This is a genomic window from Duganella paludis, from assembly GCF_054461335.1.
Map to the genome: position 1 here is coordinate 1,433,821 of NZ_CM136922.1, position 24,926 is coordinate 1,458,746.

General features: G+C 63.4%; 25 protein-coding genes and 2 pseudogenes. 13 read left to right on the forward strand and 14 right to left on the reverse strand.

Annotated elements, in window-relative coordinates; translation table 11 throughout:
- Positions 1-22: 22 nt before the first annotated feature.
- A complete protein-coding gene (locus ACXZ1M_RS06455) occupies positions 23-478 on the reverse strand; it encodes an Hsp20 family protein (RefSeq protein WP_459052365.1) in 456 nt (151 codons plus the stop codon).
- 182 nt (positions 479-660) lie between these two features.
- Here ACXZ1M_RS06455 and ACXZ1M_RS06460 point away from each other — a divergent pair, with 182 nt between their 5' ends.
- The 4 genes from ACXZ1M_RS06460 to ACXZ1M_RS06475 are packed head-to-tail and all read left to right on the forward strand — an operon-like array spanning position 661 to position 4,509.
- A complete protein-coding gene (locus tag ACXZ1M_RS06460) occupies positions 661-2,535 on the forward strand; it encodes a M61 family metallopeptidase (protein WP_459052366.1) in 1,875 nt (624 codons plus the stop codon).
- A 42-nt stretch (positions 2,536-2,577) separates the two neighbouring features.
- Positions 2,578-3,504 (forward strand): sensor domain-containing diguanylate cyclase, encoded by a 927-nt coding sequence (locus tag ACXZ1M_RS06465; RefSeq protein ID WP_459052367.1) that lies wholly within the window; start codon positions 2,578-2,580, stop codon positions 3,502-3,504.
- Between the two features lie 10 nt (positions 3,505-3,514).
- On the forward strand, positions 3,515-4,153 hold the full coding sequence (locus ACXZ1M_RS06470) for a glutathione S-transferase family protein (RefSeq protein ID WP_459052368.1): 639 nt from the start codon (positions 3,515-3,517) through the stop codon (positions 4,151-4,153).
- A gap of 17 nt (positions 4,154-4,170) precedes the next feature.
- Complete coding sequence (locus ACXZ1M_RS06475; protein ID WP_459052369.1) at positions 4,171-4,509, forward strand: hypothetical protein; 339 nt, start codon at positions 4,171-4,173, stop codon at positions 4,507-4,509.
- On the opposite strand, the gene ACXZ1M_RS06480 is transcribed toward ACXZ1M_RS06475, so the two are convergent.
- The gene (locus ACXZ1M_RS06480; protein WP_459052370.1) at positions 4,506-5,264 is read right to left on the reverse strand and encodes an alpha/beta hydrolase family protein; all 759 of its coding nucleotides are present in this window, start codon (positions 5,262-5,264) and stop codon (positions 4,506-4,508) included. The two genes, ACXZ1M_RS06475 and ACXZ1M_RS06480, sit on opposite strands and share 4 nt — an antisense overlap.
- Before the next feature lie 13 nt (positions 5,265-5,277).
- On the opposite strand from ACXZ1M_RS06480, the gene ACXZ1M_RS06485 reads away from it, so the two are divergent.
- Positions 5,278-5,466 (forward strand): DUF1653 domain-containing protein, encoded by a 189-nt coding sequence (locus ACXZ1M_RS06485; RefSeq protein ID WP_459052371.1) that lies wholly within the window; start codon positions 5,278-5,280, stop codon positions 5,464-5,466.
- Positions 5,467-5,473: 7 nt separating this feature from the next.
- Here ACXZ1M_RS06485 and ACXZ1M_RS06490 read toward each other — a convergent pair whose 3' ends face one another.
- The 3 genes from ACXZ1M_RS06490 to imuA are packed head-to-tail and all read right to left on the reverse strand — an operon-like array spanning position 5,474 to position 7,991.
- Positions 5,474-5,839: a DUF4844 domain-containing protein gene (locus ACXZ1M_RS06490; RefSeq protein WP_459052372.1), complete on the reverse strand. Its 366-nt coding sequence runs from the start codon at positions 5,837-5,839 to the stop codon at positions 5,474-5,476.
- 51 nt (positions 5,840-5,890) lie between these two features.
- Positions 5,891-7,369: a Y-family DNA polymerase gene (locus ACXZ1M_RS06495; RefSeq protein WP_459052373.1), complete on the reverse strand. Its 1,479-nt coding sequence runs from the start codon at positions 7,367-7,369 to the stop codon at positions 5,891-5,893.
- Complete coding sequence (gene imuA / locus ACXZ1M_RS06500; RefSeq protein WP_459052374.1) at positions 7,296-7,991, reverse strand: translesion DNA synthesis-associated protein ImuA; 696 nt, start codon at positions 7,989-7,991, stop codon at positions 7,296-7,298. The genes ACXZ1M_RS06495 and imuA overlap by 74 nt, the downstream gene beginning before the upstream one ends.
- Before the next feature lie 113 nt (positions 7,992-8,104).
- Here imuA and ACXZ1M_RS06505 point away from each other — a divergent pair, with 113 nt between their 5' ends.
- The gene (locus ACXZ1M_RS06505; protein WP_459052375.1) at positions 8,105-9,370 is read left to right on the forward strand and encodes a putative Na+/H+ antiporter; all 1,266 of its coding nucleotides are present in this window, start codon (positions 8,105-8,107) and stop codon (positions 9,368-9,370) included.
- On the opposite strand, the gene ACXZ1M_RS06510 is transcribed toward ACXZ1M_RS06505, so the two are convergent.
- The 4 genes from ACXZ1M_RS06510 to hrpA all read right to left on the reverse strand — a co-directional run bounded on the left by ACXZ1M_RS06510 (position 9,367) and on the right by hrpA (position 15,470).
- A complete protein-coding gene (locus tag ACXZ1M_RS06510; RefSeq protein WP_459052376.1) occupies positions 9,367-9,660 on the reverse strand; it encodes an addiction module antidote protein in 294 nt (97 codons plus the stop codon). The two genes, ACXZ1M_RS06505 and ACXZ1M_RS06510, sit on opposite strands and share 4 nt — an antisense overlap.
- An 8-nt stretch (positions 9,661-9,668) precedes the next feature.
- Positions 9,669-9,956: a type II toxin-antitoxin system RelE/ParE family toxin gene (locus ACXZ1M_RS06515; protein ID WP_459052377.1), complete on the reverse strand. Its 288-nt coding sequence runs from the start codon at positions 9,954-9,956 to the stop codon at positions 9,669-9,671.
- A gap of 200 nt (positions 9,957-10,156) precedes the next feature.
- The gene (locus tag ACXZ1M_RS06520) at positions 10,157-11,329 is read right to left on the reverse strand and encodes an extracellular catalytic domain type 1 short-chain-length polyhydroxyalkanoate depolymerase (protein WP_459052378.1); all 1,173 of its coding nucleotides are present in this window, start codon (positions 11,327-11,329) and stop codon (positions 10,157-10,159) included.
- A gap of 67 nt (positions 11,330-11,396) precedes the next feature.
- Complete coding sequence (gene hrpA / locus ACXZ1M_RS06525) at positions 11,397-15,470, reverse strand: ATP-dependent RNA helicase HrpA (protein ID WP_459052379.1); 4,074 nt, start codon at positions 15,468-15,470, stop codon at positions 11,397-11,399.
- Between the two features lie 55 nt (positions 15,471-15,525).
- Between hrpA and argA the strand changes: the two genes are divergently transcribed.
- Positions 15,526-16,836 carry an amino-acid N-acetyltransferase gene (gene argA, locus ACXZ1M_RS06530; RefSeq protein WP_459052380.1) on the forward strand — a complete coding sequence of 437 codons (1,311 nt, stop codon included), beginning with the start codon at positions 15,526-15,528 and terminating at the stop codon, positions 16,834-16,836.
- Between the two features lie 36 nt (positions 16,837-16,872).
- Positions 16,873-17,145, forward strand: coding sequence for an oxidative damage protection protein (locus tag ACXZ1M_RS06535; protein WP_459052381.1), 273 nt, complete (start codon positions 16,873-16,875; stop codon positions 17,143-17,145).
- Between the two features lie 89 nt (positions 17,146-17,234).
- Here ACXZ1M_RS06535 and rpiA read toward each other — a convergent pair whose 3' ends face one another.
- Entirely contained in the window at positions 17,235-17,912 is a 678-nt protein-coding gene (gene rpiA, locus ACXZ1M_RS06540) for a ribose-5-phosphate isomerase RpiA (RefSeq protein WP_459052382.1), read from the reverse strand.
- 221 nt (positions 17,913-18,133) lie between these two features.
- On the opposite strand from rpiA, the gene ACXZ1M_RS06545 reads away from it, so the two are divergent.
- From ACXZ1M_RS06545 to ACXZ1M_RS06555, 3 genes are read left to right on the forward strand one after another with little or no spacing between them, the layout of a single operon-like run.
- A complete protein-coding gene (locus ACXZ1M_RS06545; protein WP_459052383.1) occupies positions 18,134-18,505 on the forward strand; it encodes a response regulator in 372 nt (123 codons plus the stop codon).
- Positions 18,506-18,507: 2 nt separating this feature from the next.
- Positions 18,508-19,134 carry a chemotaxis protein CheC gene (locus ACXZ1M_RS06550; RefSeq protein WP_459052384.1) on the forward strand — a complete coding sequence of 209 codons (627 nt, stop codon included), beginning with the start codon at positions 18,508-18,510 and terminating at the stop codon, positions 19,132-19,134.
- A 7-nt stretch (positions 19,135-19,141) separates the two neighbouring features.
- Entirely contained in the window at positions 19,142-20,086 is a 945-nt protein-coding gene (locus ACXZ1M_RS06555) for a GGDEF domain-containing protein (RefSeq protein WP_459052385.1), read from the forward strand.
- On the opposite strand, the gene ACXZ1M_RS06560 is transcribed toward ACXZ1M_RS06555, so the two are convergent.
- Entirely contained in the window at positions 20,083-20,922 is an 840-nt protein-coding gene (locus ACXZ1M_RS06560; RefSeq protein ID WP_459052386.1) for a DUF6597 domain-containing transcriptional factor, read from the reverse strand. The two genes, ACXZ1M_RS06555 and ACXZ1M_RS06560, sit on opposite strands and share 4 nt — an antisense overlap.
- Before the next feature lie 96 nt (positions 20,923-21,018).
- Here ACXZ1M_RS06560 and ACXZ1M_RS06565 point away from each other — a divergent pair, with 96 nt between their 5' ends.
- Positions 21,019-22,428, forward strand: a complete 1,410-nt coding sequence (locus ACXZ1M_RS06565) for a cytochrome P450 (protein ID WP_459052387.1) — start codon at positions 21,019-21,021, stop codon at positions 22,426-22,428.
- Positions 22,429-22,459: 31 nt separating this feature from the next.
- Here the strand turns inward: ACXZ1M_RS06565 and ACXZ1M_RS06570 are convergent.
- Positions 22,460-22,564 (reverse strand): annotated as a pseudogene (locus tag ACXZ1M_RS06570) (PEP-CTERM sorting domain-containing protein); the annotation flags it as partial.
- A 432-nt stretch (positions 22,565-22,996) separates the two neighbouring features.
- Positions 22,997-23,710 (reverse strand): annotated as a pseudogene (locus ACXZ1M_RS06575) (nidogen-like domain-containing protein); the annotation flags it as partial.
- Positions 23,711-23,894: 184 nt separating this feature from the next.
- Here ACXZ1M_RS06575 and ACXZ1M_RS06580 point away from each other — a divergent pair.
- Positions 23,895-24,206 (forward strand): hypothetical protein, encoded by a 312-nt coding sequence (locus ACXZ1M_RS06580; RefSeq protein WP_459052388.1) that lies wholly within the window; start codon positions 23,895-23,897, stop codon positions 24,204-24,206.
- Here the strand turns inward: ACXZ1M_RS06580 and ACXZ1M_RS06585 are convergent.
- Positions 24,185-24,925, reverse strand: coding sequence for an NAD(P)H-dependent oxidoreductase (locus ACXZ1M_RS06585; RefSeq protein ID WP_459052389.1), 741 nt, complete (start codon positions 24,923-24,925; stop codon positions 24,185-24,187). The two genes, ACXZ1M_RS06580 and ACXZ1M_RS06585, sit on opposite strands and share 22 nt — an antisense overlap.
- Position 24,926 lies beyond the last annotated feature (1 nt).

Genomic DNA, 24,926 nt, shown 5'->3' on the forward strand with positions numbered 1-24,926 from the left:
TTGTTGCTACCTTATGCCTAGATTAAGCAGCGGCGCGCTGCTCCAGGGCGGTCACGTTGTCGCCACCGTCGATGACGATTTTGCGCGGCTTCAGCGCTTCCGGAATCTCACGCACCAGTTCGATGGTGAGCATGCCGTTGTCGAAGCTGGCGCCGGTCACCTTGACGTGGTTGGCCAGCTGGAAGCGCTGTTCGAAATCACGGGCGGCGATGCCACGGTGCAGATAGGTGCGCTCGGTGGCGTCTTTCTGCTTGCGGCCGACCACGTGCAGCGAATCGCGTTCGAAGGTGATGTCGATTTCCGAGCGGCTGAAGCCGGCCAGCGCCATCACGATGCGGTACTGGTCGTCCGAGACCAGCTCGATGTTGTATGGGGGATAGCTAGGGGTGTCGCTGCGCTGGGAGTCGTTCAGCAGTTGTGCCAGACGATCAAAGCCGATAGCGGAACGATACAGTGGAGTCAGGTCAAAATTACGCATGGTAAATATCCTTTTCAGTTTAAGCGATATGGTGGGGAGTTCCCCTCTGCCGGCCCCCTTCTGGGCAACCGGTGAGTCCCATATAGGATGCGTCGGTAGCCTTTCAAGGGACTTTTTTTAAAAAAGATTTCGTTGCCCACGTGCTACACTCGTCCTCTTGTCCAATGTTTTTTGAAACCGCCATGTTCCTTACCCGTGTTGTACTTGCCGCCGCGCTGGCCACCGCCTTTAGCGCCCAGGCCGCCTCCGATCAGCCTTACCCGGGCACCATCGTTCTGAATGTAGACGCTTCCGACACCGCGCAAAACATCTTCCGCGTGCGCCAGAGCATTCCGGCCAAGCCGGGCAAATTGACGCTGCTGTATCCGCAATGGATCCCCGGCAACCACGGCCCGAGCGGCGCGCTGAACCAGTTCGCCGGCCTCAAGGTCAGCGCCAACGGCCAGCCGCTGGTGTGGCAGCGCGACCCGGTCAATGTGTACGCCTTCAGCGTCACGGTGCCGAAGGGCGCGCGCGGCATCGAGGTGGAATTCCAATACCTGTCGCCGGTCGAACCCAACCAGGGCCGCACCACCATGACCAACGACATCCTCGGCGTGCAATGGCAATCGGTGACGCTGTATCCGGCCGGCTACCAGAGCCGCCAGATCACCGTGCAACCCAACCTGACCGTGCCGCCGGGCTGGCAGTACGGCAGCGCGCTGGAACAGCAGCAACGCAATGGCGACGTGGTCGCATTCAAGCCGCTGGACCTGGAAACCCTGATCGATTCGCCGCTGTTCGCCGGTCGCTATTTCCGTCGCATCGACCTCGATCCGGGCGCGAAGATTCCGGTGCACCTGAACGTGGTGGCCGACTCGCCCGAGCAGCTGGAAGCAACGCCGGAACAGATCGCGCCGCACCGCGACATGGTGCAGCAAGCCTACAAGCTGTTCAACTCGCAGCACTACAAGCACTACGATTTCCTGTTCGCCATCAGCGATGAATTCGGCGGCATCGGCCGCGAGCATCATCAGTCGAGCGAGAACGGCGTCAAGCTCGGCTACTTCGCCGACTGGAGCAAGCACGAGGCGCGCCGCGAACTGCTGTCGCACGAATTCACCCACTCGTGGAACGGCAAATTCCGCCGCCCCGCCGGCCAGAACGTACCGGACTTCAACACCCCGCTGCAGAACGAACTGCTGTGGGTGTACGAAGGCCAGACCCAGTACTGGGGCGCCGTGCTGGCCGCGCGCTCGGGCCTGATCAAGGCCGAACACACGCGCGACCTGATCGCCGCCACCGCCGCCCGCTACGACAACGTCAAGGGCCGCGACTGGCGCGCCGTGCAGGACACCGTCAACGACCCGATCGTCAACGCCCGCCGCCCGCAGGGCTGGAACAACTGGCAGCGCGCCGAGGATTACTACTCGGAAGGCCAGCTGATCTGGCTGGACGCCGACACCAAGATCCGCGAACTGTCCGGCGAAACCAAATCGCTGAACGACTTCGCGCGCAGCTTCTTCGGCGTCGACGACGGCGTCAACGTGGCCAGCCACTACACCTTCGAGGACGTGGTCAAGGCCCTCAACGCGGTCCAGCCTTACGACTGGAAGTCCTTCCTGCGCAGCCGCCTGGACGGCAACGGTCCCGGCGCGCCGCTGGACGGCCTGGCGCGCGCCGGCTGGAAGCTGGTCTACACGGAAAAACCGACCGAGTTCCTCAAGGCCCAGGAAGACCTGAGCAAGTCGGCCAACTTCCAATACTCGCTGGGCTTCTCGGTAGGCGAGGAAGGCAAGCTGGAAGCGTTCCAGTGGCAGGGCGTGGGCTTCAAGGCCGGCCTGTCGGGCGGCTCGGTGCTGCTGGCGGTCAACGGCCGCGCCTACAAAGCGGAGCTGCTGCGCGCGGCGGTGACGGCGGCCAAAGGCGGCAAGGAGCCGATCAAGCTGCTGATCAAAAAGGGCAATCTGTACCAGACCGTGGCGCTCGACTACCACGACGGCCTGAAGTATCCGCGCCTGGAACGCATCACCGGAACGCCTGATCGCCTTGATGCTATTCTGCAACCGCTGAAGTAATTTTTTCACAATATTGGGGAGGCCTGGCGCTATACTGGTTTCATGCAAGACCGGAACAACGCCTCCTCCCCACCACGCGCAGAGCTGGACGAACTGCGCGAGTCCGACCGCATCCTGCGCGCCCTGCTCGACCATGCGCCGGTGCTGATCTCCACCAAGGATTTGCAGGGCAAGGTCACCATGGCCAACCGCCACTTCGAAATCCTCGACGGCTACGACGCCAACACCTTTGTCGGCTCCAGCGTGTTCGAACTATTCCCGCCGCAGATTGCCGAACAACTGTGGGCCAACGACCGCAAGGCCGCGCTGGAAAAGCGCGCCATCCACGAGGAAGAACAGGTCTACCACCGCGACAAGACGCTGCACACCTACATGACGGTGAAATTCCCGCTGTTCGACGCCAGCGGCGAGGTCTACGCGACCTGCGCCGTTTCCACCGACATCACCGACGCCAAGGCCGCGCGCATCGACAGCGTGACCGACGAGCTGACCAGCCTCTACAACCGCCGCTACTACAACATCCGTTTCACCGAAGAACAAAAACGCGCCCGCCGCGACGAGCGCATCCTGACCCTGCTGCTGGTCGATGTCGACCGCTTCAAGGAGTACAACGACACCTACGGCCATCCGCAGGGCGACCTGGTGCTCAAGACCGTGGCCGAGTGCATGCGGCAGACGCTGCATCGTCCGGGCGACCTGTGCTTCCGCACCGGCGGCGACGAATTCGCCTGCCTGTTCGCCAGCAGCGGCGAAAGTCAAAGCCTGGCGCTGGCGGAACAGTTACGCTCCTGCATGGCCGCACGGTTGATTCCGCATCAGGGCAATCCGCCGGCAAACCATGTAACCTTGTCGCTAGGGCTGGCATTTATCGCGCCGGAGTCGGAACAGGGCCAGGAGGAAATCTATCGCTTGGCCGACCAGGCGCTGTACCGTGCTAAGCACAAGGGACGTAACACGGTATCGCGCTGAAGGAAACCCCATGCTGACACTGCACACCTGGACCACACCGAACGGCCGCAAGATTCCCATCATGCTGGAGGAGCTGGGCCTGCAATACACCATCAAGACCGTCAACATCCAAAAGGGCGAGCAGTTCGAGCCCGAGTTCCTCAAGATTTCCCCCAATAACAAAATCCCCGCCATCGTCGATATCGACGCCGACGGCAACCGCGTCAGCATCTTTGAAAGCGGCGCCATCCTGACCTATCTGGCGGAAAAGACCGGCAAGCTGCTGCCGGCGTCCGGCCCGCAGCGCTACCAGGTGCTGGAATGGCTGCACTGGCAGATCGGCGGCCTGGGCCCGATGCTGGGCCAGCTCGGCTTTTTCGCCTTGCGCGCGGAAGAGAAATCGGAGATGGCGACCAAGCACTTCATCGACGAGGCCGAGCGCTTGCTGGGCGTGATGGACAAACAGCTGGCCCGCCACACCTACCTCGCCGGCGACGACTACAGCATTGCCGACATCGCCTGCTACCCGTGGGTGATGGCGGTCCTGGAGAAGATGAAACCGGTGTTGGGCGACAAGCTCGACAACATGGCAGGGCTACAGCGCTGGCTCAAACTGATCGGTTCCCGGCCCGCGGTACAGCGCGGCATGGCCTTGCCCAAGGTCGACTAAACTTGTATGCTGCGCTCATGAACAATGACACCGACATCCAACTGAGCGGCCCCTTCAAGGCCACCGACGGTTCCAACCGTGCCCACGACGCCAAGGCGATCCGCATCTTCGACGAAGGTTACGGCGCCATCGAAGTGTACGTGGATTTCAATGCGCCGATTTCCGGCTTGCACAAAGATAAATCCCTGATCGCTTCGGTGGTGGCGCAACTGCGCACCGTCGGCTACAAGGGCCCGGAACTGACGGCCGGCGACCCGGTGCTGCAGGAAGCACGCCTGCTGGTACTGGAATCGCCCGACGAGTTCGCCACCTTTGCCGCCAGCAAGGGCTGGAAAGACCTGTCGGAAGACTTCTAAAACAGGTAGCGATCCGACCAAGCCGCGATCAGGTTGGCCACGTAGGCGGCGTCTTCACGCTGCGTCAGCAAATGGTCGGCGCTGTCGAGCGAAATAAAACTTTTCGGATGCTTGGCCGCCGTGAAAATCTCCATGGCGTTGGCCAGGCCCACTGTATCGTCGCCCGGCGCATGCATCACCAGCAGCGCGCGCCGCAGGCCGGCGATCATCCCCTTCAAATTGTGCTCGCCCGCATCGTCCACGAACTGCTGCTTGATGCGGAACGGCCGTCCCGCCAATTGCACCTCGGCCTCGCCTTCGCGGGCGATCTCGTCCAGGTGCTGGCTGAACATGCCGGTGATGGAGATGGTGGTGCTGGGGGCGGCGATGGTGACCACGGCCTTCACTTCCGGCATCTGCGCGGCCGACGCCAGCGCGGCGGCGCCGCCCAGGCTATGGCCGATGAGCAGGCGCGGCGCCTGGTAGTTGGTGCGCAGGAAATCGGCGGCGACCACCAGGTCGGCCACGTTGGAAGAGAAATTGGTGTTGGCAAACTCCCCTTCACTATCGCCGAGCCCGGTAAAATCGAAGCGCAGCACGGCGATGCCATGTTCGGTGAGCGCCTGCGCCACGCGGCGGGCGGCAAACACGTCCTTGCCGCAGGTGAAGCAATGGGCGAACAGGGCGTAGGCTTTGGCCTCGCCGTCGGGAGCATCGAGGCGCGCGGCCAGCTTGTGGCCGTGGGCGCCGATAAATTCTAGTCGTTGTGATTTCATAAAAGGATAGGCTATGCGTTACCAACACTACAAAGGCGGGATCTACGAACACGTGTGCGAAGCCACGCTGGAATCGGATCTCTCGACCATGATTGTATATCGCGCCGCCAACGGCTCCATCTGGTGCCGCCCGCGCGAGGTGTTTTTCGAATTGATCGAGGTCGACGGCAAGCAAGTGCAGCGCTTCGTGCCTATCGATTAATGCCGGGTCAAATTCCTCCGAGGTAGGCAGCAAGCAGGCCATCGGAGCTTTCAATACCCAAGACGTCCATTATCCGCTCCAGCTCGGTACCGAAATGTTCACGCCCTTCCGTGTCCTCGTTCTCAACCAAGACTAAAGAGCGCTGAAACTCGGCTAGCACCCAGCGCTTTGTCGGGTTGGCTTGAACACCATCGATCAATCGATTGAGCAAGTCATTGAGCACCGTTGACAGGCGCTCCTTCTCTTCTGCTGTGTTGTCACCTGGAAGGGAAGCGAATTTTTCCACAGCTTTAAGGATGTGTAACTTCATCACCGTCATGTCATCAACATCGAGGGGTGCATCATTCACTTCAGAGATGGGGTCGTATTTCATAATTGCGCTTGGCCGTATCGGTAATCCAGGACTCTAACTCATCTACACTCGCTAGCCAAAGAATCCTTGCAAATACCAGCGCGGTTCGGGTTCCTTCGCGGTGCCGCCGCGTTCCTTGAATAGCCAGTAGTGGGCGTGGTCGTCGCCTTGGGCCATGAAGTAGTCGCGGGTTTGCATGTCGCCCCACCAGCCGGCTTCGATGCGCTCGCCGGTGGAGCGGATGCGTAGCGGCGAGCCGTAGTAGGGACGGTGGTCGCGCATCAGCAGCGGGATCGGCTTGGACAGCAGCCAGGTCGGACGCGGCAAGCTGCTCATGTCCGGCGGCAGCTGCGCGCGGGCGTCGGCCGGGCGGACTTTTTTCTGGATGCTAAGCCAGGTGTTGGCCTGCTCGGGACGGTAGTCGGCGCTGGGTACGGCTTGCAGCACGTTCTCCGGCCCCAGGCGCGCGGCCAGCAGTTCCAGCAGGCGTTGCCAGTCTTCCTTGCTGCCGCCCGGCTCGGGGAACAGCGAATCGCTGAGCGGCGCCATCGGCTGCACCTGCGGCGCTTCCAGGCGCAGGCCGATCACCGGCGCGTCCAGCTCCTGCTTGGCCAGGCGCTCTTTCAGTAGCCGCACCAGGTGAACATCCTTCCAGGTCGGCTCGGCCAGCACCACTTCGATCACGGTCGGCGGGCCGGCGGTGCGGCCGCGCTCGTGCTCCAGCAACAGGCGGATGCGCTCGACGGCCAATTGATGCGCGCTCAGCCAACCGGTCAGTTGCAGCAGCAGGCGGTGCGCGCCGAACAGCAGCGCTTCGGCGTTGTCCACGCGGTCGAACAGTTCCAGTTTGGCGTGGAAGCTGGCCGGCGCCGCCAGCCATTCGTGCAGTTCGGGACGCGCGCCGTGGGCGTCGTCCAGCATGTCCAGCACGGCGCGGCCGCAACGGCGCTGCAGGCCGGGACGCGGCAGGCCGCGCAATTGGCCCAGGGTCATGCAGCCTATGCCTTCCAGCCAGGCCAGATAAGCGCGCGCGGGCGGCAGCAGGTCCACCGCCAGCGCATCCAGACGGCGTTCCAGCGAGGCCATCTTCACCACACGCCCGCCGCCGCTGCGCGCCAGCAGCCAGGCGCCGCGCGCGGTGGGCGCGCAACTGAGCGTGCCGGTAAAGCCCAGCGCGCGCACGCTCTCGGCCACCTTGCGGCACAGGGCGCGCAGACCGCCGAACAGGCGCAGGCTGGCGCCGACGTCCAGCAGCAGCGTGGCTTCCTCCGCCTCCGCCAGTTGCGGCGTGAATTGCAGCAGCGCCATGGCGGCCGCTTGCAGCGACTCCTGCTCCAGCGCCAAAGAGCGCTGCTGGAACTGCGATTGCGGCGCCAGCATGATGGCGCCGCCGCGCCGCAAGCCCAGCCGCACGCCGGCGGCATAAGCCTGGTCCGACAGCGCCACCACCCGCTCCTGTTCCAGCACGACGGTGCAGTTATCCTCCGACCAGCGCGGGCAGAATACTTCGAGCGGGAGCCGTGGCAGGTGTAGGGCGATCCAGAGGCGCATGTCGTTGCAACAAAGAAGGCGTTAAGGGTAAGAACAATGGCGTATCGCGTTGCGGCCCGCGTCGTTTCACAAAACCGATATCGATGCCGCCCGCCGCCGGCCTGAGCGACAATCTGAGCGGCGCCGGCGAGGCGTCCTGCGCCGCCGCCAAGGGCCGCAGCATGCAGAACAGGGTTTCGCCACTTTGCGCGGCCAGGTGCAGGCGCCTCAGCGTTTCACCGCGCGCATGCTTTTGCCACAGCAGCAGCGCGCCGCAACAGCCGCTGCGCAAAATCTGCTCGGCGGCCCACAGCGCATCGCCGGCCTTGGCGCCGCTGCGCACCCACAGCAGTTGCGACGGTTCCAGGCCCAAGGCGGCCAGCGCCAGCGCTTGCGGTTCGTGTGGCGGCTGCAGCAGCACGATGGGACGCTTGTCCAACGCGGCCAAGGCCGGCTGCAACAGGCGCAGTTCGCCGATGCCGTTCTGTTGCACCAGCAGATCGATCAGCGTGCCCACCGGCCAGCCGCCGCCGGGCAACTGCGCGGACAAGGCGGCAAAGCCTGTGTCCATGCAGCGCGTGGCGCTTTGTGCGAGCTGGTCCGCGCGCCACAAGGACGGGTGCAGGGTTTCCGGGTGTGTCATGGCATTTTACCACAAATACTGTATAAATACACAGTACTCTTTGCACCGGAATTTGGCAAGGTCTATCTGCCTTGCTGTACCATGCAGTAGAGTCAATTATCAAAGGACACACCTTGCAAACGATACAACTGGTCGGCGCCATCCTGTTCGGCCTGGCGCTGCTGCACACCTTCGCCGCCAAATCATTCGAGGTGCTATCGCACCGCCATCCGCGTCACGCCGGGCTGTTCCATCTGCTGGGCGAGGTGGAGGTGGTGTTCGGTTTCTGGGCCTTCATCCTGATGATCGCCATCGCCTTTCTCAACGGCGGCCAGGCGGCCATCGCGTATGCCGAATCGCGCCAGTACACCGAGCCGCTGTTCGTGTTCGTGGTGATGGTGGTGGCGGCCTCGCGGCCGGTGCTGGAGGTGGTGCAGCAAGTGCTGCTGGCCTTGGCCAGGCGCATGCCGGTAGCGACCGAACTGGCGCTGGTGTGGTTCGGCATGGCGCTGGTGCCGCTGACCGGTTCGTTGATTACCGAGCCGGCCGCCATGACGCTGGCCGCGCTGATGCTGGCGCCGCTGATCTTCCGCGAGGGCATGCCGGAAAAGCTGAAGTACGCCGCGCTGGGCGTGCTGTTCGTGAACATCTCGATCGGCGGCCTGCTGACCGCCTATGCCGCGCCGCCGGTGCTGATGGTGGCCGGCACCTGGAACTGGGATAGCAGCTACATGGCCGCGCACTTCGGCTGGAAGGCGATGGTGGCCGTGATCATCAACGCCACCGCGATCAGCATCGTGCTGCGCAAGCATTTGCGCGCCACGGCTGCCAACGCGCCGTCCTCAGAAGCGGTACAGGTAGCGCCAGCCGTGCCACTGGCGGTTACGCTGATCCACCTGGGCTTCCTGGCGGCGGTGGTGGTGCTGGGCCACCATCCGGTGCTGTTCCTCGGCATCTTCATGCTGTTCCTGGGATTCACCACGGCTTACCAGCGCTACCAGAATCCGCTCATCATCAAGGAGGGGCTGCTGGTGGGCTTCTTCCTGGCCGGGCTGGTGGTGCTGGGCGGGATGCAGCAATGGTGGCTGCAGCCGATTGTGGAAAGCCTGTCGCCGCTGGCACTGTTCTTCGGCGCGATGAGCCTGACCGCCATCACCGACAACGCCGCCCTCACCTATCTCGGTTCGCTCATCGATGGCATCTCGGTGCAGTCGCAATACATGCTGGTGGCCGGCGCGGTCACCGGCGGCGGCCTGACGGTGATCGCCAACGCGCCCAATCCGGCCGGCGTGTCGTTGCTGCGGCGCGGCTTCCAGGACCAATCCATTGGCACCCTCGGCCTGTTGGCCGGCGCACTGCTGCCCACTGCCGTATCAGCGCTGGCCTTCCTGCTGCTTTAGACCGCCACGGACACGCGCAACTGCAAACCGAGTGCGCGCGTGACTTTCAATATCGTGGAGAAGCTTGGGTTGCCCTCAACGGAAAGGGCCTTGTACAAGCTTTCCCGCCCGAGCCCGGTATCATTGGCAAGCTCCGTCATCCCATGAGCGCGAGCAATGTTGCCAAGCGCCTTGGCAATAAACGCTACATCATCGCCAGCCTCCTCAAGGCAGGTATCAAAATACATCGCGATATCTTCCTTGGTCTGGAGATGTTCAGCGCTGTCCCATTTTTTCAGTTTGAGTGACATACAACCTCCTACAACTGTCGCGCGAGATCACGCGCAATTTTGATGTCCTTGGCCTGCGATGACTTATCCCCTCCGGCAAGAAGAATAATCAGCACACCATCGCGAAGCGTGTAGTACACCCGATAACCGGGACCATAATCAATCCGCATTTCAGATACACCTTCCCCCACGAACTTGTGATCACCAAAGTTACCCGCCTCTGCCCGATCTATCCTTACTTGGATGCGGGCCTTAGCCTTAATGTCCGTCAAGCGCGAGAACCAGGAGCTGAAGCGTTCCGTCTGGAGGACGTCCATAGCTAGCCTTTGAAGTGTATTTCATGGGATACACATAAACAAGAAGTATTCTATTGAGCAGCCGCTGCCTCCTCGTTGATTCAACTCATGATTAGGCCATTACGCCGGGCGCCGAGAAGCCGCGCACGCTGGTGTTCTCCTCGCCACGGTGAGAGTCCAGCCATTGTGATGCTCGATGCGCAGGGCCGTGTGAGCAAGGTTCAGGTACGCTGATGGCGTGAGAAGAATTCCAGCATCATCTTGCTGGCGTCGGGGCCTGATTTGGCGTTGAAGGCCAGCGCGGGATCGCCGCCACTCCATGCGTGGTCCAGTTGTTCGATGGGCGCCACACGCAGCATGAGTTTTCGGCCGGCGTAGAAATCGTGCAGCCGGTGGGCGTTGTGGCGGCCGCGCGGCTTGTGCGTGACCTTGGCCGGTGTGTTCAGGCGGTTCAGCAGCAGGCTTTGGCGCATCAACTGGATTTGGTTGATGGGACGTACCACGTCGTCGCTCTCACCTTGTATCAGGATGGTGGGCATGCCAGGAAACTGCGGGTGGCGTTGCAGGATTTCGTTGACGGCGACGTCGGCGCGCAGGCCCGGTGCGCCATGGCGCATCACGCCCAGCGCGCCGAGCGTGCTGTGGCCGGCGCCGAAGGCGGGGCCGGAGTGCAGGCCGACCGCAGCGAACAGACGGGGATGATTCAGCGCGAGGATGTTGGCCATGCCGGCGCCGGCGGAGATGCCGGCGACGTAGATGCGCGAGCGGTCGATCAGGTATTGCGTCAGTACTTTGTGGATGATGCCGACGATGGTGGGGACGTCGCCACCGCCGTGCTGCGTGTCGCGGTCGTACCATTTCCAACATCGCTGCGGGTGGCTGCTGGCCAGCTGCTGAGGATAGAGAACGGCGTAGCCTTTTTTCTCGGCCCACAGGTTCATGCGCGTGCCTTGCGCCAGTTGGGTCGCGGTTTGCTGGCAGCCGTGCAGCATGACGATCAGCGGCAGGCCTTTGCTTGCGGCGCGTTCCGGGATCTTGTTGGGCAGGTAGAGCCAGTAGTTCATGCGCTGCCCGCCCGCAGTGGGGACGTGGGAGGACAGCCATTTGCCGGGAGCGACGGGCGACGGCGCGGCAGTGCTGCGCGATGTGCGCGCGGCGGTGGCGGGCTTCGAGACGGGCGCGGCGCGCGGTTTCGCGACAGGTGCGGCACGCGGCTTGGCGAGGGGCGTGGTGGCACGCGGCTTGGCGGCGGCGTGCTTCGGCTTCGGCTTCGGCTTCGGCTTCGGCTTCGGCTTGGGTTTGGGTTTGGGCGGCGCGGTGGCGGCGGCGAACAGTTTCGCCGTGCGCGTACCGGCACGTATCAGACTTCGCAGCAGCTTACCGGACTTGACCATCGCAACACTCCCATTGTTGCAAAATAGTCTACCGGAAAGCCGCCGTCGCCAACGTTCGGCAGCGCGCTTAACGCTGCATGGATTCCCACACTTTCAGCAAGCGCTTGGCCGATACCGGCATCGGCGTGCGCAGTTCCTGGGCAAACAGCGACACGCGCAATTCTTCAAGCATCCAGCGGAATTCCACCATTTTCGGATCGGTGTTCTTGCCAGCCGATTTTTCACGGTTGGCGCGCTGATACAAGGTCGCGGCCTGCTGCCACTCGGCCATCAATTTCGTATCGCGGGATGGATCGCCGCGCAGCTTTTCGATCCGCACGTTCATCGCCTTCAGATAGCGCGGGAAGTGCGACAGCTGGCTGTAGTCGTTCTCCATCAGGAAGCGCTTGTGCACCAGGCCTTGCAGCTGCTGCTGCATGTCCTGCGCCGCCTGCTGCGGCAAGCCTTGCAGGCGCTTGGGCAGGCCGTGGAATTCGGTCAACACCTGCGACAGCAGGCGCGCGATCTCGTTCACCAACAGCACCAGGCGCGACTTGCCATCTTCCTTGCGCTTGGTGAAGCTGGCGGCGTCGATCGGCAACGGATCCTGCAGGCAGGCGATGTCCAGTGCCTTGTTGATGATCTGCTCGCGCAATTCTTCCTGCGTGCCCATGCTCATGAACTGCATGCCCATTTGCTGCAGGCCGGGGATGCTCTTTTCGATGAACTTGATCTGGTCCTTCATCTGCAAGGCGAACAGGCGGCGCAGGCCGATGCGGTGCGTGCGCGCGGCGACCGTCGGGTCGTCGAAGACTTCGAGGTCGCAGTGCGTGCCTTTGTCCACCAGCGCGGGGAAGCCGATCAGCGTCAGCTTGCCTTGGGCGATTTCCAGCAGTTCCGGCAGCTCGCCGAAGGTCCATGAGGTCAGGTTGGTCAGCGTGATGTTGCTGGTTGATGCGGCAGGCGCTGTATGGGCTCCCGCTTTCGCGGGAGCGACGTTCACAGGTGCGGTGCTGCCCTTAGCCGGTGCGATGGCGCGGGCGGCGACGGTGCTCTGCGGGCCGGAGGCTTCCGCCATCTTCTGGAAGCTTTCGCGCGCCTGCGTGCCGTACTCCGCCTGCAAGGTGGCGAGGTTGCGGCCCATGTCCAACTGGCGGCCATGCTCGTCGATCACCTTGAAATTCATGAAGTGGTGCGCCGGCAGCGTCTCGGGCTTGAAGTCCGTGGTCAGCGGCGTGATGGTGATCTGCGCGCGGATGTCGGCGATGATCGCGTCGATCAACTCACCACGGCCGAAAGCGTGCTTCTCCTCCACCCGTTCGCAGAACTTGGCCACGTAATCGGGCAGCGGCACGCAGTGACGGCGCAGTTTCTGCGGCAGGGATTTCAGCAGCAGGTGCACCTTCTCCTTCAACATGCCCGGCACCAGCCACTCGCAACGCTCGCGCGACAGCTGGTTCAAGGCATACAGCGGCACCGCCAGCGTCACGCCATCGCGCACGCTGCCTGGTTCGAAGTGATAGGTCAGCGCCAGTTCCAACCCCGAAGCGTTCATGATCTTCGGGAACAAGTCGGTGGTAACGCCGGCCGCTTCGTGGCGCATCAGCTCATCGCGGTTCAGGAACAGCAGCTTCGGTTCCTTGGCAGTGACGTCCTTGTGCCACTTCTCGAAACCGGCGCCGTTGACCACCTCCGCCGGAATCAGCTTGTCGTAGAACGCGGCGATCAGTTCATCGTCCACCAGCACGTCCTGGCGGCGCGACTTGTGCTCAAGGTTCTCGATATCCTTGATCATCTTGTGGTTGTGCGCGAAGAACGGCGCACGCGTCTCGTAGTCGCCACCCACCAGCGCATCGCGGATAAAGATCTCGCGCGCCTCGGCCGGATTGAACAAGCCGTAGTTGATGCGGCGCTGGCTGTACACCACCAGCCCGTACAAGGTGGCGCGCTCGGACGCGGTGACCTGCGCCGTTTTCTTCTCCCAGCGCGGCTCGCCCCACGATTTCTTCAGCAGGTGGCCGCCGACTTTCTCCAGCCATTCCGGCTGGATCTGCGCGATGCAGCGCGCATAAAGGCGCGTGGTGTCCACCAGTTCCGCCGCCATGATCCACTTACCCGGCTTCTTGCTGAGCGAAGAACCCGGCCAGATATGGAACTTGATGCCGCGCGCGCCCAGGAAGCCAGGATCGTCTTCCTGCTTGAAGCCGACGTTGCCCAGCAAGCCGGTCAACAGCGCCATGTGCAGGTTCTCGTACGTGGCCGGCAGCTCGTTCAGGCGCCAGCCCTGCTCTTTGACGATGGTGAGCAGTTGCGAATGCACGTCGCGCCATTCGCGCAGGCGCAATTGCGACAGGAAGTTGCTGCGGCAGTTGTCCTGCAACTGACGGTTGGTCTTCTTGTGCTCAATCGCGTTCTCGAACCAGTTCCAGATCTTGAGATAGCTGAGGAACTCGGACTTCTCGTCGGCGAACTTCTTGTGCGCCTCGTCGGCCGCCTGCTGGTGCTCCAGCGGACGGTCGCGCGGGTCCTGCACCGACAAGGCCGAAGCGATGATCAGCACTTCGTTCAGGCAGACGTTGTCCAGCGCGGCCAAAATCATGCGGCCCACGCGCGGATCGAGCGGCAGCTTGGCCAGCTTGTTGCCGAGCGGCGTAATCTGGTTGTACTCATCGACCGCGCCCAGCTCCTGCAGCAGCTGATAGCCGTCGGCGATAGCGCGCGCCAGCGGCGGCTCGATGAACGGGAAAGTCTCCACATCGGCCAGGTGCAGGGTCTTCATGCGCAGGATGACGGAGGCCAGCGAGGAACGCAGGATCTCCGGCTCCGTAAATTTAGGCCGCTGCAGATAGTCCTGCTCTTCATACAAGCGGATGCAGACGCCGTCGGCCACGCGGCCGCAACGGCCGGCGCGCTGGTTGGCGGCCGACTGCGCGATCGGCTCAATCTGCAGCTGCTCGACCTTGTTGCGGTAGCTGTAGCGCTTCACGCGCGCCAGGCCGGCGTCCACCACGTAGCGGATGCCCGGCACGGTCAACGAAGTCTCGGCCACGTTGGTGGACAGGACGATACGGCGCGCGTTGGTCAGCTTGAACACGCGCTCCTGCTCCTCGGCCGACAGGCGGGCGAATAGCGGCAGGATTTCCACGTGCGGCGGGTGGTGCTTGCGCAGTGCTTCGGCGGCGTCGCGGATTTCGCGTTCTCCGGGCAGGAACACCAGCACGTCGCCCGAGCCCAGGCGGGCCAGTTCATCGACCGCGTCCACCACGGCGTCCATCAGGTCGCGCTTTTCGCGGGCGGCGGCGGTGCGCGCGCCCTTGCCTTCCGCATTCGCGATGGCGACGGCGTTGCCGCCCGGGTTGGCCTTGTTCGGCACATCGCTTTCGATCGGGCGGTAGCGCACCTCCACCTTGTACAGGCGGCCCGACACCTCGATCACCGGCGCCGGCTTCTCCGGCGTGCCGAAGTGGCGCGCGAAGCGGTCGGCGTCGATGGTGGCCGAGGTGATGATGACCTTCAGGTCGGGACGGCGCGGCAGCAGCTGCTTCAGGTAGCCAAGCAGGAAGTCGATGTTCAGACTGCGCTCGTGCGCTTCATCGATGATGATGGTGTCGTAGCCGCGCAGCAGCGGGTCGCTCTGGGTCTCGGTCAGCAGGATACCGTCGGTCATCAGCTTGACCGAGGCGCCTTTTTGCAAGGTGTCGGCGAAGCGCACCTTGAAGCCCACGTGTTCGCCCAGCGGCGAGCCCAGTTCGGCGGCGATGCGCTTGGCGGTCGACGAGGCGGCGATACGGCGCGGCTGGGTGTGGCCGATGAGGCCTTTCTGGCCGCGTCCCAGCTCCAGGCAGATTTTCGGCAGCTGCGTGGTCTTGCCGGAACCGGTTTCACCGGAGACGATGATGACCTGGTTGTTCTGCAGCGCCTCGGCGATTTCCTGGCGACGGCCGGACACCGGCAGGTCTTCGGGATAGGTAATCGGCGGCAGCGGATTGCGGAAATTGCGCTCGGCCTCGCGCACGGCCAGCTCCTCCGGCGTTAAACGTGGTCGGCCACTGCCGCGCGGCGGCTTCTGCCCGGAACGGGCATTCGGCGCTTGCGCGGGACGAGGAGTAGCGTTTTGCGGACGGCTAGGCTGACTTTTTGGCTTGTTGCTGGCTTCTGACATTGTTTTTTACAAAGGTTTTGGCGCGGACGTCGCGCCCCGAATTATAATGCGGCTAATGGAAAACCCTACCCAATTCGTCCAATGGCTGCGTTCCGTCGCGCCTTACATCCACGCCTTCCGCGGCAAGACCTTCGTCGTCGCCTTCCCTGGTGAACTGGTGGCCGCCGGCGCCTTGCCCGTGCTGGCCCACGACTTGTCGCTGCTGCACGCGCTCGATATCAACGTCACCGTGATCTACGGCTCGCGTCCGCAGGTGGCCGAACAACTGGCTTTGCGTAACGTCGAAGGCCGTTTCCACAACGGTTTGCGCATCACCGACACGGCCGCCATGGAGTGCGCCAAGGAAGCCGCCGGCGAACTGCGCCTCGACATCGAGGCCGCATTCAGCCAAGGCTTGCCGAACACGCCGATGTCCAACGCGGCCATCCGTATTATTTCAGGCAACTTCATCACCGCCCGGCCGCTCGGCGTGATCGACGGCGTGGACCTGGAGCTGACCGGCGTCACCCGCAAGGTCGACGCCGAAACCATCCACTCCATCCTCGGTTCGGACGGCCTGGTGCTGCTGTCGCCGCTGGGCTTCTCGCCGACCGGCGAAGCGTTCAACCTGACCATGGAGGACGTGGCCTGCAGCACCGCCATCGCCCTGCACGCCGACAAGCTGATCTTCATCACCGAAACGGCGATGATGACCGACGCAGGCGGCATGGAAATCCGCGAACTGTCCTCGCACCAGGCCGAAGCCGTGCTGATGGCCGGCTTCCTGCCGGACGCCACCGCCTTCTACCTGAAACACTGCATCAAGGCCTGCGACAACGGCGTCGAGCGCTCGCACATCGTCTCGTTCAACATGGACGGCTCGGCGCTGCTGGAACTGTTCACCCACGATGGCGTGGGCACCATGATCTCGCACGAGAACCTGGAATCGCTGCGCACCGCCACCATCGAGGACGTCGGCGGCATCATCAAACTGATCGAACCGCTGGAGGCCGACGGCACGCTGGTCAAGCGCGGCCGCGAGCTGATCGAACGCGAGATCGAGATGTTCTCGGTCATCGAGCACGATGGCGTGATCTTCGGCTGCGCTGCGCTGTACCCGTTCCCGGAACAGAAAATGGCCGAAATGGCATGCCTGACCGTCAACCCGGAAGTCCAGGGCCAGGGCGACGGCGACCGCATCCTCAAGCACATGGAAAACCGCGCCCGCGCACTCGGCATCAACAAGCTGTTCGTGCTGACCACGCGCACCGCGCACTGGTTCATCAAGCGCGGCTTCGCGCCGGCCACCGTCGACGCCCTGCCGAAGGACCGTCAGCGCATGTATAACTGGCAGCGCAAATCCCAGGTTTTGATTAAGACCTTATAATCTCGTTTTTCTACACAAGCTTTAGGAGCAACCCATATGGCCCGCACCGTTCAATGCATCAAACTCAACAAGGAAGCCGAGGGCTTGGACTTCCCGCCGTATCCGGGTGAACTGGGTAAGAAGATCTACGAGTCGGTTTCGAAAGAAGCTTGGGCCGCCTGGCTCAAGCACCAGACCATGCTGGTCAACGAAAACCGCCTGAACCTGGCCGACCAGCGCGCCCGCAAATACCTGGCGACGCAGATGGAAAAACACTTCTTCGGCGACGGCGCCGATGCGGCGCAGGGTTACCTGCCGCCAGCCGAGTAACGAACGTCATTCCGGCGAACGCCGGAATCCATGCTGAGCGTCCTGCCAGGCGTTCTATGGGTTCCGGCCTGCGCCGGAACGACAACCGCTTAGAACGTCAACGTCTTCACGCCCTCAGCAGTCCCCAGCAAGCACACATTCGCGCCACGCGCCGCAAACAAGCCCACCGCGATCACGCCCACGATCTGGTTGATCTGCGCTTCCAGCGCCTTTGGCTCGGTAATCGACAATCCCGCCACATCCAGCAGATAACCGCCGTTATCGGTCACAAACGCCTCCTCCGTGCCCGGCTTCAGGCGCAGCTTCGGCGTGCCGCCCAGCTTGGCCAGCTCGCGCGCCACCGACGCACGCGCCATCGGAATCACTTCCACCGGCAGCGGGAACTTGCCCATCACGTCCACCAGCTTGGAACCGTCGGCGATGCAGACGAACGACTTCGACACCGAAGCGACGATCTTCTCGCGCGTCAGCGCCGCCCCGCCGCCCTTGATCATGGCGCCGGAATTGTCGATTTCATCGGCGCCATCGATGTACACGGCGATTTCCGGCACGTCGTTCAGGTCGAACACCTCGATGCCATGGCCGCGCAGGCGGGCGGCGGTCGCTTCCGAGGACGCCACGGTGCCCTTGATCTTGTCCTTGATCTTGGCCAGTTCATCGATGAAGAAATTGGCGGTGGAGCCGGTGCCCACGCCGATGATCTCGTTTTCCACCACATAGGCGATGGCGGCACGGGCTACGGCTTGTTTCAGTTCGTCTTGAGTCATGATAAATACATAAGAGAGGGAAAATCGGATGGCGCTATTTTACCACCCCGCGTTTTGCCTAAAAATTGATCAAAAATTGCGTTGAGACAACACCTCTCGGCGCGCGGTGTCGCAGACTTGCACAAGAGTACAAAGCAAGCCACGCCAGCCATCGACAAGCACGCCGGATATGCGAGAATGAATCCAAACAGCAGCTTCAAACAGATCGCCGGGAAAGAGACATGACCACTATTAAAACCGTCTTGATTGTCGACGACAGTCGCGTATCGCGCATGATGGCGCGGCAGTACATCGCCAGCCTGCACGCCGACTGGATCGTCGAGGAAGCCGGCACTGGCGAAGAATCGCTGGTCAAGGCCCGCCACACGGCGCCGGACCTGATCCTGATGGACGTCAACATGCCCGGCATGGGCGGCATCGCCGCCGCCGAACAGCTGCGCCAGGAATTCCCCAGCGTGCCGATCTCGCTGCTGACAGCCAACGTGCAAACGGCCACGCGCGAGCGCGCCACCGCCATGGGCATCGGCTTCGTCGAAAAGCCGATCACCGAGGCGCGCATCGCCCAACTGCTGGCCATCCTGGAAGCCGCATAGCCATGTTCATGCTCTCGGAACTGGAAAACGATGCGCTGATCGAGATCTTCAACATCGGCGTGGGCCAGGCCGCTGCCGCCATGAGCGCCATTGTCAACGAGGCGGTGCGCATGTCGGTGCCGTCGATCAGTTTCATTCCGCGCGCCGAGGCGGCCCGCCTGCTGGGCCGTGCGGACGGCGCGCCGGAACGCATCTGCGGCGTCAGCCAGCACTACGACGGCGCCTTCGAGACCGAAGCCATCCTCATGTTCCCGGAAGATAAAAGCCTGGAGATCGTGCGCCTGATGGTGGGCGAGGCGGTGCCGCTCAAGGAGCTGACCGACATGGAGCAGGAAGCCATGTGCGAGATCGGCAACATCATGCTCAACTCCTGCGTCGGCACGCTGGCCAATATCTTCCAGCGCGAGCTGCAAGGTTCGCTGCCGACCTACCACGTGGGCACCAGCGACGAAATCCTCATCGCCACCGGCAGCCAGGCCGACAGCGTGGTGCTGATGCTGCACATCGATTTCCTGCTGGAGCGGCACCAGATCCACGGCTACGTCGCCTTCGTGCTGGACCTCTCGGCGCTGCACGACCTCAAGGACCAGATCAACATCTACATCGCGCGCGCGATGGGCCAGGGCTGAGGGCGCCATGCAGCCACCGCGCCTGCCCCTGCTCGAAAGCGTGTTCTGCGCGGTGAGCCTCGGCGCCATCGTGCTCGACGGCGCGCGCCGCATCGTGTTGTGGAACAGCTGGATGGTCAGGCATTCGGGACTGGACCAGGACAAGGTGATCGGCCGCGATTTTTTCGACATCTGCCCCGACCTGCGCGACGGACGGGTGGCGGCGGCCATCGACTACGCGCTACATAACAACTTCAAATCGCTGCTGTCGCAAACCCTGAACAAGGCGCCGTTTGCGCTGTACGCGCGCGGCGAACGCATCCAGCAGGCGGTGGAGGTGACGCCGATCGCCGTGGCCGACACGGCGCGTCATTGCCTGATCCAGATCACCGACGTCAGCATCGCGGTCGGGCGCGAAAAGCTGCTGCGCGAGCAGGCGCTGGTGCTGCGTTCGCAGACCTTCTCCGACGGCCTGACCGGCATCGCCAACCGCCGCCACTTCGACGTGGCGATGGAAAAGGAACACCGGCGCGCCAAGCGGGCCGGCACGCCGCTGTCGCTGCTGATGATCGACATCGACCACTTCAAGGCCTACAACGACCACTACGGCCACCAGAAGGGCGACCAGTGCCTGATCCAGGTGGCGGCCGCGCTGGCGGAAATGCTGAAGCGGCCGTGCGACCTGATGGCGCGCTACGGCGGCGAAGAGTTCGCGATGATTTTGCCGGAGACCGACGCGGAGCAGGCCGGGCTGATGGCCGAGTCGATCCGCGCACGGGCGCAGGAACTGGCGATACCGCATGCGCGCAGTTCCGACGCCAGCAACCTGGTCACGGTCAGCATCGGCATCGCCACCAAGCGGGCCGACGAACAGGTGGAGATCGAAGCACTGATCGGCGGCGCCGACCGCGCGCTGTACCAGGCCAAGCGCAACGGCCGCAATCGCATCGCCGCCCTGGCGCCCTGCGGCTAAGTCCAGACCCTGTAGATCCAGTAACGCTCATCGGAGGAAGCCAGCACGCGCGCCAGCTCGCCCGGCGTGTGGCCGGTGATCTCGCGCGCCTCGCGGCACAGATGCGCCTGGTCGGCGTAGCCGCCGCGCGCGGCGATATCGGACCAGACGGCCTTGCCGGTCATGAACTCCTGGCGCGCTTCGAAGAAGGAGTGCTCGGCACGCTGCAGGCGCAGCAGCTTGCGCATCGGCTGTCCGGCGCGCGCCTTGATGCGGCGCTCGATATTGCGCGCGCCGCGTCCCAGGGCGGTGTCGGCGACTTGCGCCGCCAGATGACGCACCCAGTCGCCCGCTGCGGCGCCGACGCCGACCGGCCGCGCGGCCTGCCAGCGCGGCTCCAGAAAGTCCTCCAGCAGCGCCAACGCATTATCGGGATCAGCCAGCATCGACTCGGCCAAGTCCTGCCACTCCGCGCCCAGCGCCTGCCCGACCGACGCCCAGCGGTCCACCCATGCCGACACATCGACGCCGCACAAGGCGTGCAGCACCTGCGGATAAAACATCACCATGAAGATCCGCACCGGGCCCGGATTGTAGGTGACGAGCGGGCGCGTTTGCGGGCCACAGAACACGACGCGGATGCGCTCCTGCGGCATATTGGCCGGCTCGACGACGTCCGCCTCGCCTTCCATGTAAAAGCTGATCGAACAATGCGGCGTGGCGGGGAAATGGTTGTAGCGGTCCTGCGCGCTGGTCAACGGCGCCTCGACCGTGCTGCGCACGATGTAGGCGCGCACGCAGGATGCCAGCGACTTGCGCGGGAAAATCAAACGGGTGCTCGGCTCGGCGGTATCCATGTCAAATAGTTTATACCATGTCGCAAACGTTCAATACGGCGCTTGCGCTTAGTCGCAAAATGAGCCCATCATCCATTGCAGAACCGAGGAACCGATATGCACCAAGCCGTCGCCACCGAACTTCGCCACATGCATGGCCTGCCCGGACCACAGCCGTGGCCGCTGGCCGGCAACCTGCCGCAGATGCGGCCCTTGCGCATCCACCAGGACGTGGAGGCATGGTGCAAGCAGTACGGCCCGCTGTTCAAGATCAGCTTCGGCCGCACGCCGGTGCTGGTGGTGTCCAGCCATGAACTGGTGAGCGCGGTGCTGCGCGACCGTCCCGATGGTTTCCGCCGTCCGTCGATCACGGCGCAGGTGTCGGACGAAATGGGCGGCCGGCCCGGCGTGTTCCTGGCCGAAGGCGCGGCCTGGCGCGACCAGCGGCGCATGGTGATGGCGGCGCTGGCGCCGCACGCGGTGAAAGCCTACTTCCCGTCGCTGGTGTCGGTGGTGCAGCGCCTGCAACGGCGTTGGCAACAAGCCGCGCGCGACGGCAGCGTGATCGACCTGGCCGAGGACTTGAAGCGCTACAGCGTGGACATCATCGCCGGGCTGGCGTTCGGCACCGCCGTCAACACTATCGACGGCGGCGAGGACGTGATCCAGCGTCACATGGACATCGTGCTGCCGGCGGTGGCGCGCCGTTCGATCGCCCTGTTCCCTTACTGGCGCTACATCAAGCTGCCGCAGGACCGAAAGCTCGACGTGAGCCTGGCGGCGCTGAACACCGCCATCGATGACCTGGTCGCCACGGCGCGCGCGCGGCTGACGGCGGAACCGGAACGCCGCGCCCATCCGGCCAATCTGCTGGAAGCGATGATCTGCGCGGCCGATGAGGGCGGCAGCGGCGTCGATGACGTGGCGGTGGCCGGCAACGTCACCACCATGCTGCTGGCGGGCGAGGACACCACCAGCCACACGCTGGCGTGGATGCTGTACTTACTGCAGCAGAATCCGGAGGCTATGCGCAAGGCGCGCGAGGAAGTGCTGCGCGTGGCGCCCGATCCCGCAGCGTTCAGCATCGAGCAGATGGATGCGCTGGACTACGTGGACGCCTGCGCCCAGGAAGCCATGCGCCTGAAACCGGTGGCGCCGTTCATTCCGCTGGAGGCTTTGCGCGACAGCCTGGTGGGCGATGTGCAGGTGCCGAAAGGCGGCTTGCTGTGGTGCGTAATGCGCAACGACAGCGTCTCGGAATCGCACGTGCCGCATGCGGCCGACTTCGATCCCGAGCGCTGGCTGCAGCGCGGCGAGCAAGCCATCAACAAGCACGTCTCCATGCCCTTCGGCGCGGGCGTGCGCACCTGCCCCGGACGCTATCTGGCGCTACTGGAAATCAAACTCGCCGGCGCCATGCTGCTGTCGAGCTTTGACATCAAATCCATCGCCACCGCCACCGGCGCCGCGCCCGAAGAACTGATGGGCTTCACCATGTCGCCGATCGGCTTGCGGATGAAGATTTGATGGTCCGCAAGCCGTATCACACGCAGGCGGCTCAGGCCTGGTCGCGGCGGCGTCGCGCTACCGCTCCCAGCAGGAGCAAGCCGGCGCCCAGCATGGCGTAGCTCTCCGGTTCAGGCACGGCGGTGACCGAAATGGCCTCCTGGCTCAAGTTCACCACGCCATCGTGTTCGAACAGCAGGCCGGCCGAGAAAGCGATCGGGCTGTTCGGATTCAGGCCGGCGCTTTCCTCGATGCCCAGCACCTTGAAGCGGTCCACCGCCGAATCAAAGGTAAAGGTTTGGCCGCCCAGCACATTGGCCTGGTCCAGCAGCCAGGCGCCGTTTTCCCAGATGTAGATATCGTAGCGTCCATCGCCGATGCCCTGCGGCAGGATGACCGAGCTGATCAGCGGACCGCCGTTGACGCGATAGACATAGCCAACCGCCACTTCGGGATCGAACCACACCGGGGTGGTGGCCGACACCGGCACGTTGACAAACTCCCAGGCGCCATCGCCGGCGCCCGGGTTGCTCGGCAGGACAGGATTGTAGGGCGCGCTGCCGACTTCGGCTTCGCTGCGCACTTCGAAGCGGTACACGCCGGCCTGCCCGGTATTGCTGCCGCTTACCAGCTGCAGCACATTGTTGGTGCCGGAACCGGCCAGCGCGAACGAGTTGAGGGCCGCGCCGGCGTTCCATCCGGCCACCGCCTGATAGCCGCCCAGGCCGCCGACGCCACCGCTGGCTTCGCCGGTGGTCCACTCCAGGCGACCGTAGCGGAATTCCATGTCAAAATCGCCAAGGTGGCCGGGGCTGGAGCGGTCGGTCAACACCAGCTGGAAGGTATTTTGTTTGTCGTTGTGATTGGAAAAGTAGCCCACCGTATCCCAGGTCACCACCACCGAGCTGGAGGTCGTGGCCAGGTAGACGTTGTTGAGCGTCTGGCTGGCCAGGTCGTTGCGGTTGCGGGTGTCGACGTCGCCCCAGTAAGGCGCGATCATCGGCACATTGGCAATCGGGAAGACCTGGGGCGTGAACTGGGATAGCGCACCACCGAACGAAATATTGCCGTTGTTATTGACGAAATAATTGTTGTAGCTGTTGCCGAAAAAGTTCAGCGCAAACGGCAAGTTCTGCTGGACGCTGGAGTTGTCATCGTTGGGTTCCATGATCTTGACGCCATAGCCGCTCTCGCCGCCGAAACCGCTCAAGATGGGACTGGTCACCATCGCGACCGCCGATGCCGCATTTGCACACGCCGCCAGCACTGCGGCAGCCAGTAGTTTCTTGGGTAAAAAGGTCATGAAAGCTCCGTCTGAAGTGGGTAAGTTATCTTTTTAAGTACCAATTAAGACAATATCCCAGGCGCGCTTATCTAACAATCACCCATTTATGGTATGGCCGCTTCCGGGCACTACCGATTTGCAAGCATATTTCGCGTACGCGGCAGCCGTGCTACGCTCATCCTCACTATCGACGGAGGGCGCGATGCGGTTCAAATTCGAGACCAAGCGGCATGGGCGGTGTTTTGCGGAAAGCGACCATGACGACGACTCCATCCGGGTCGAGATCTGGTACGACCAGAATACCGACCCGAAGAAGGTCGAGTACCTTCTGCACATCACGGACGCGCCGCCGCCCAAGCAAATCACCGAGGCCGGCGCCTTGCAGGACGCGACCCGCATCGCCATCAACCACTTCCACGCCACCAAAACCAAGGACGGCGACGAGTTCGAGATGTACTGCAGCCGCGTCACCGCCCGCTGGCCGGGAACGCTCTACAACAAGCTCGGTGGCTGAATCAGATGCGCCGCAAAGCCGCTCAGTTCCGGTGCGATGGCGTTTTTTAGCGTCATCGCGGGAATCTCGTAGTCGCCGGCGTTCTGGCGGCGGTAGGGAATCGGCGGCGTCGTCGCCAGCGTATCGAGGCGCTGTCCCAGCTGGACACACAGGCCGGCGAAACGCGCATCGTCCATGCTGCGCGCGCGGTACACCATCAAGGGCGGCAGCACCTCCATGCCGGGGTAGTACAGTATGCCGTGATGGATGGGGAACAGCAGATCGTCCACCGCGCCGTTGACGCCGCGCGGGCCGTAATGCGACTCCCAGCCGCCGGCCGTCACCACCAACATGGTGCGCTTGCCGGCCAGCGTGCCTTCGCCGTAGCGATCGCCCCAGCGCACATCGGAATGCTCGCCGACGCCATAGCCGAAACCATAGGTGTAGACGCGCTCCACCCAGCCCTTCATGATGGCGGGCATGGAGAACCACCACAACGGGAACTGGAAAATCACGGTATCGGCCCAGCGCAGCTTTTCCTGCTCGGCCAGCACGTCGGCGCGATGGTGCACGCGCTCCGGAATTTCGCTCGCTTCCAGCGTGGCTTTCCATTCCATCGCATACAGGTCCGACACCCGGACCTCATGGCCTGCGGCCTGCAGGTGGCGCACAGCGTAATCTTTCAAAGCGCCGTTGAGCGAGTCGGGCGCGGGATGGGCATACACAATCAGGATATTCATA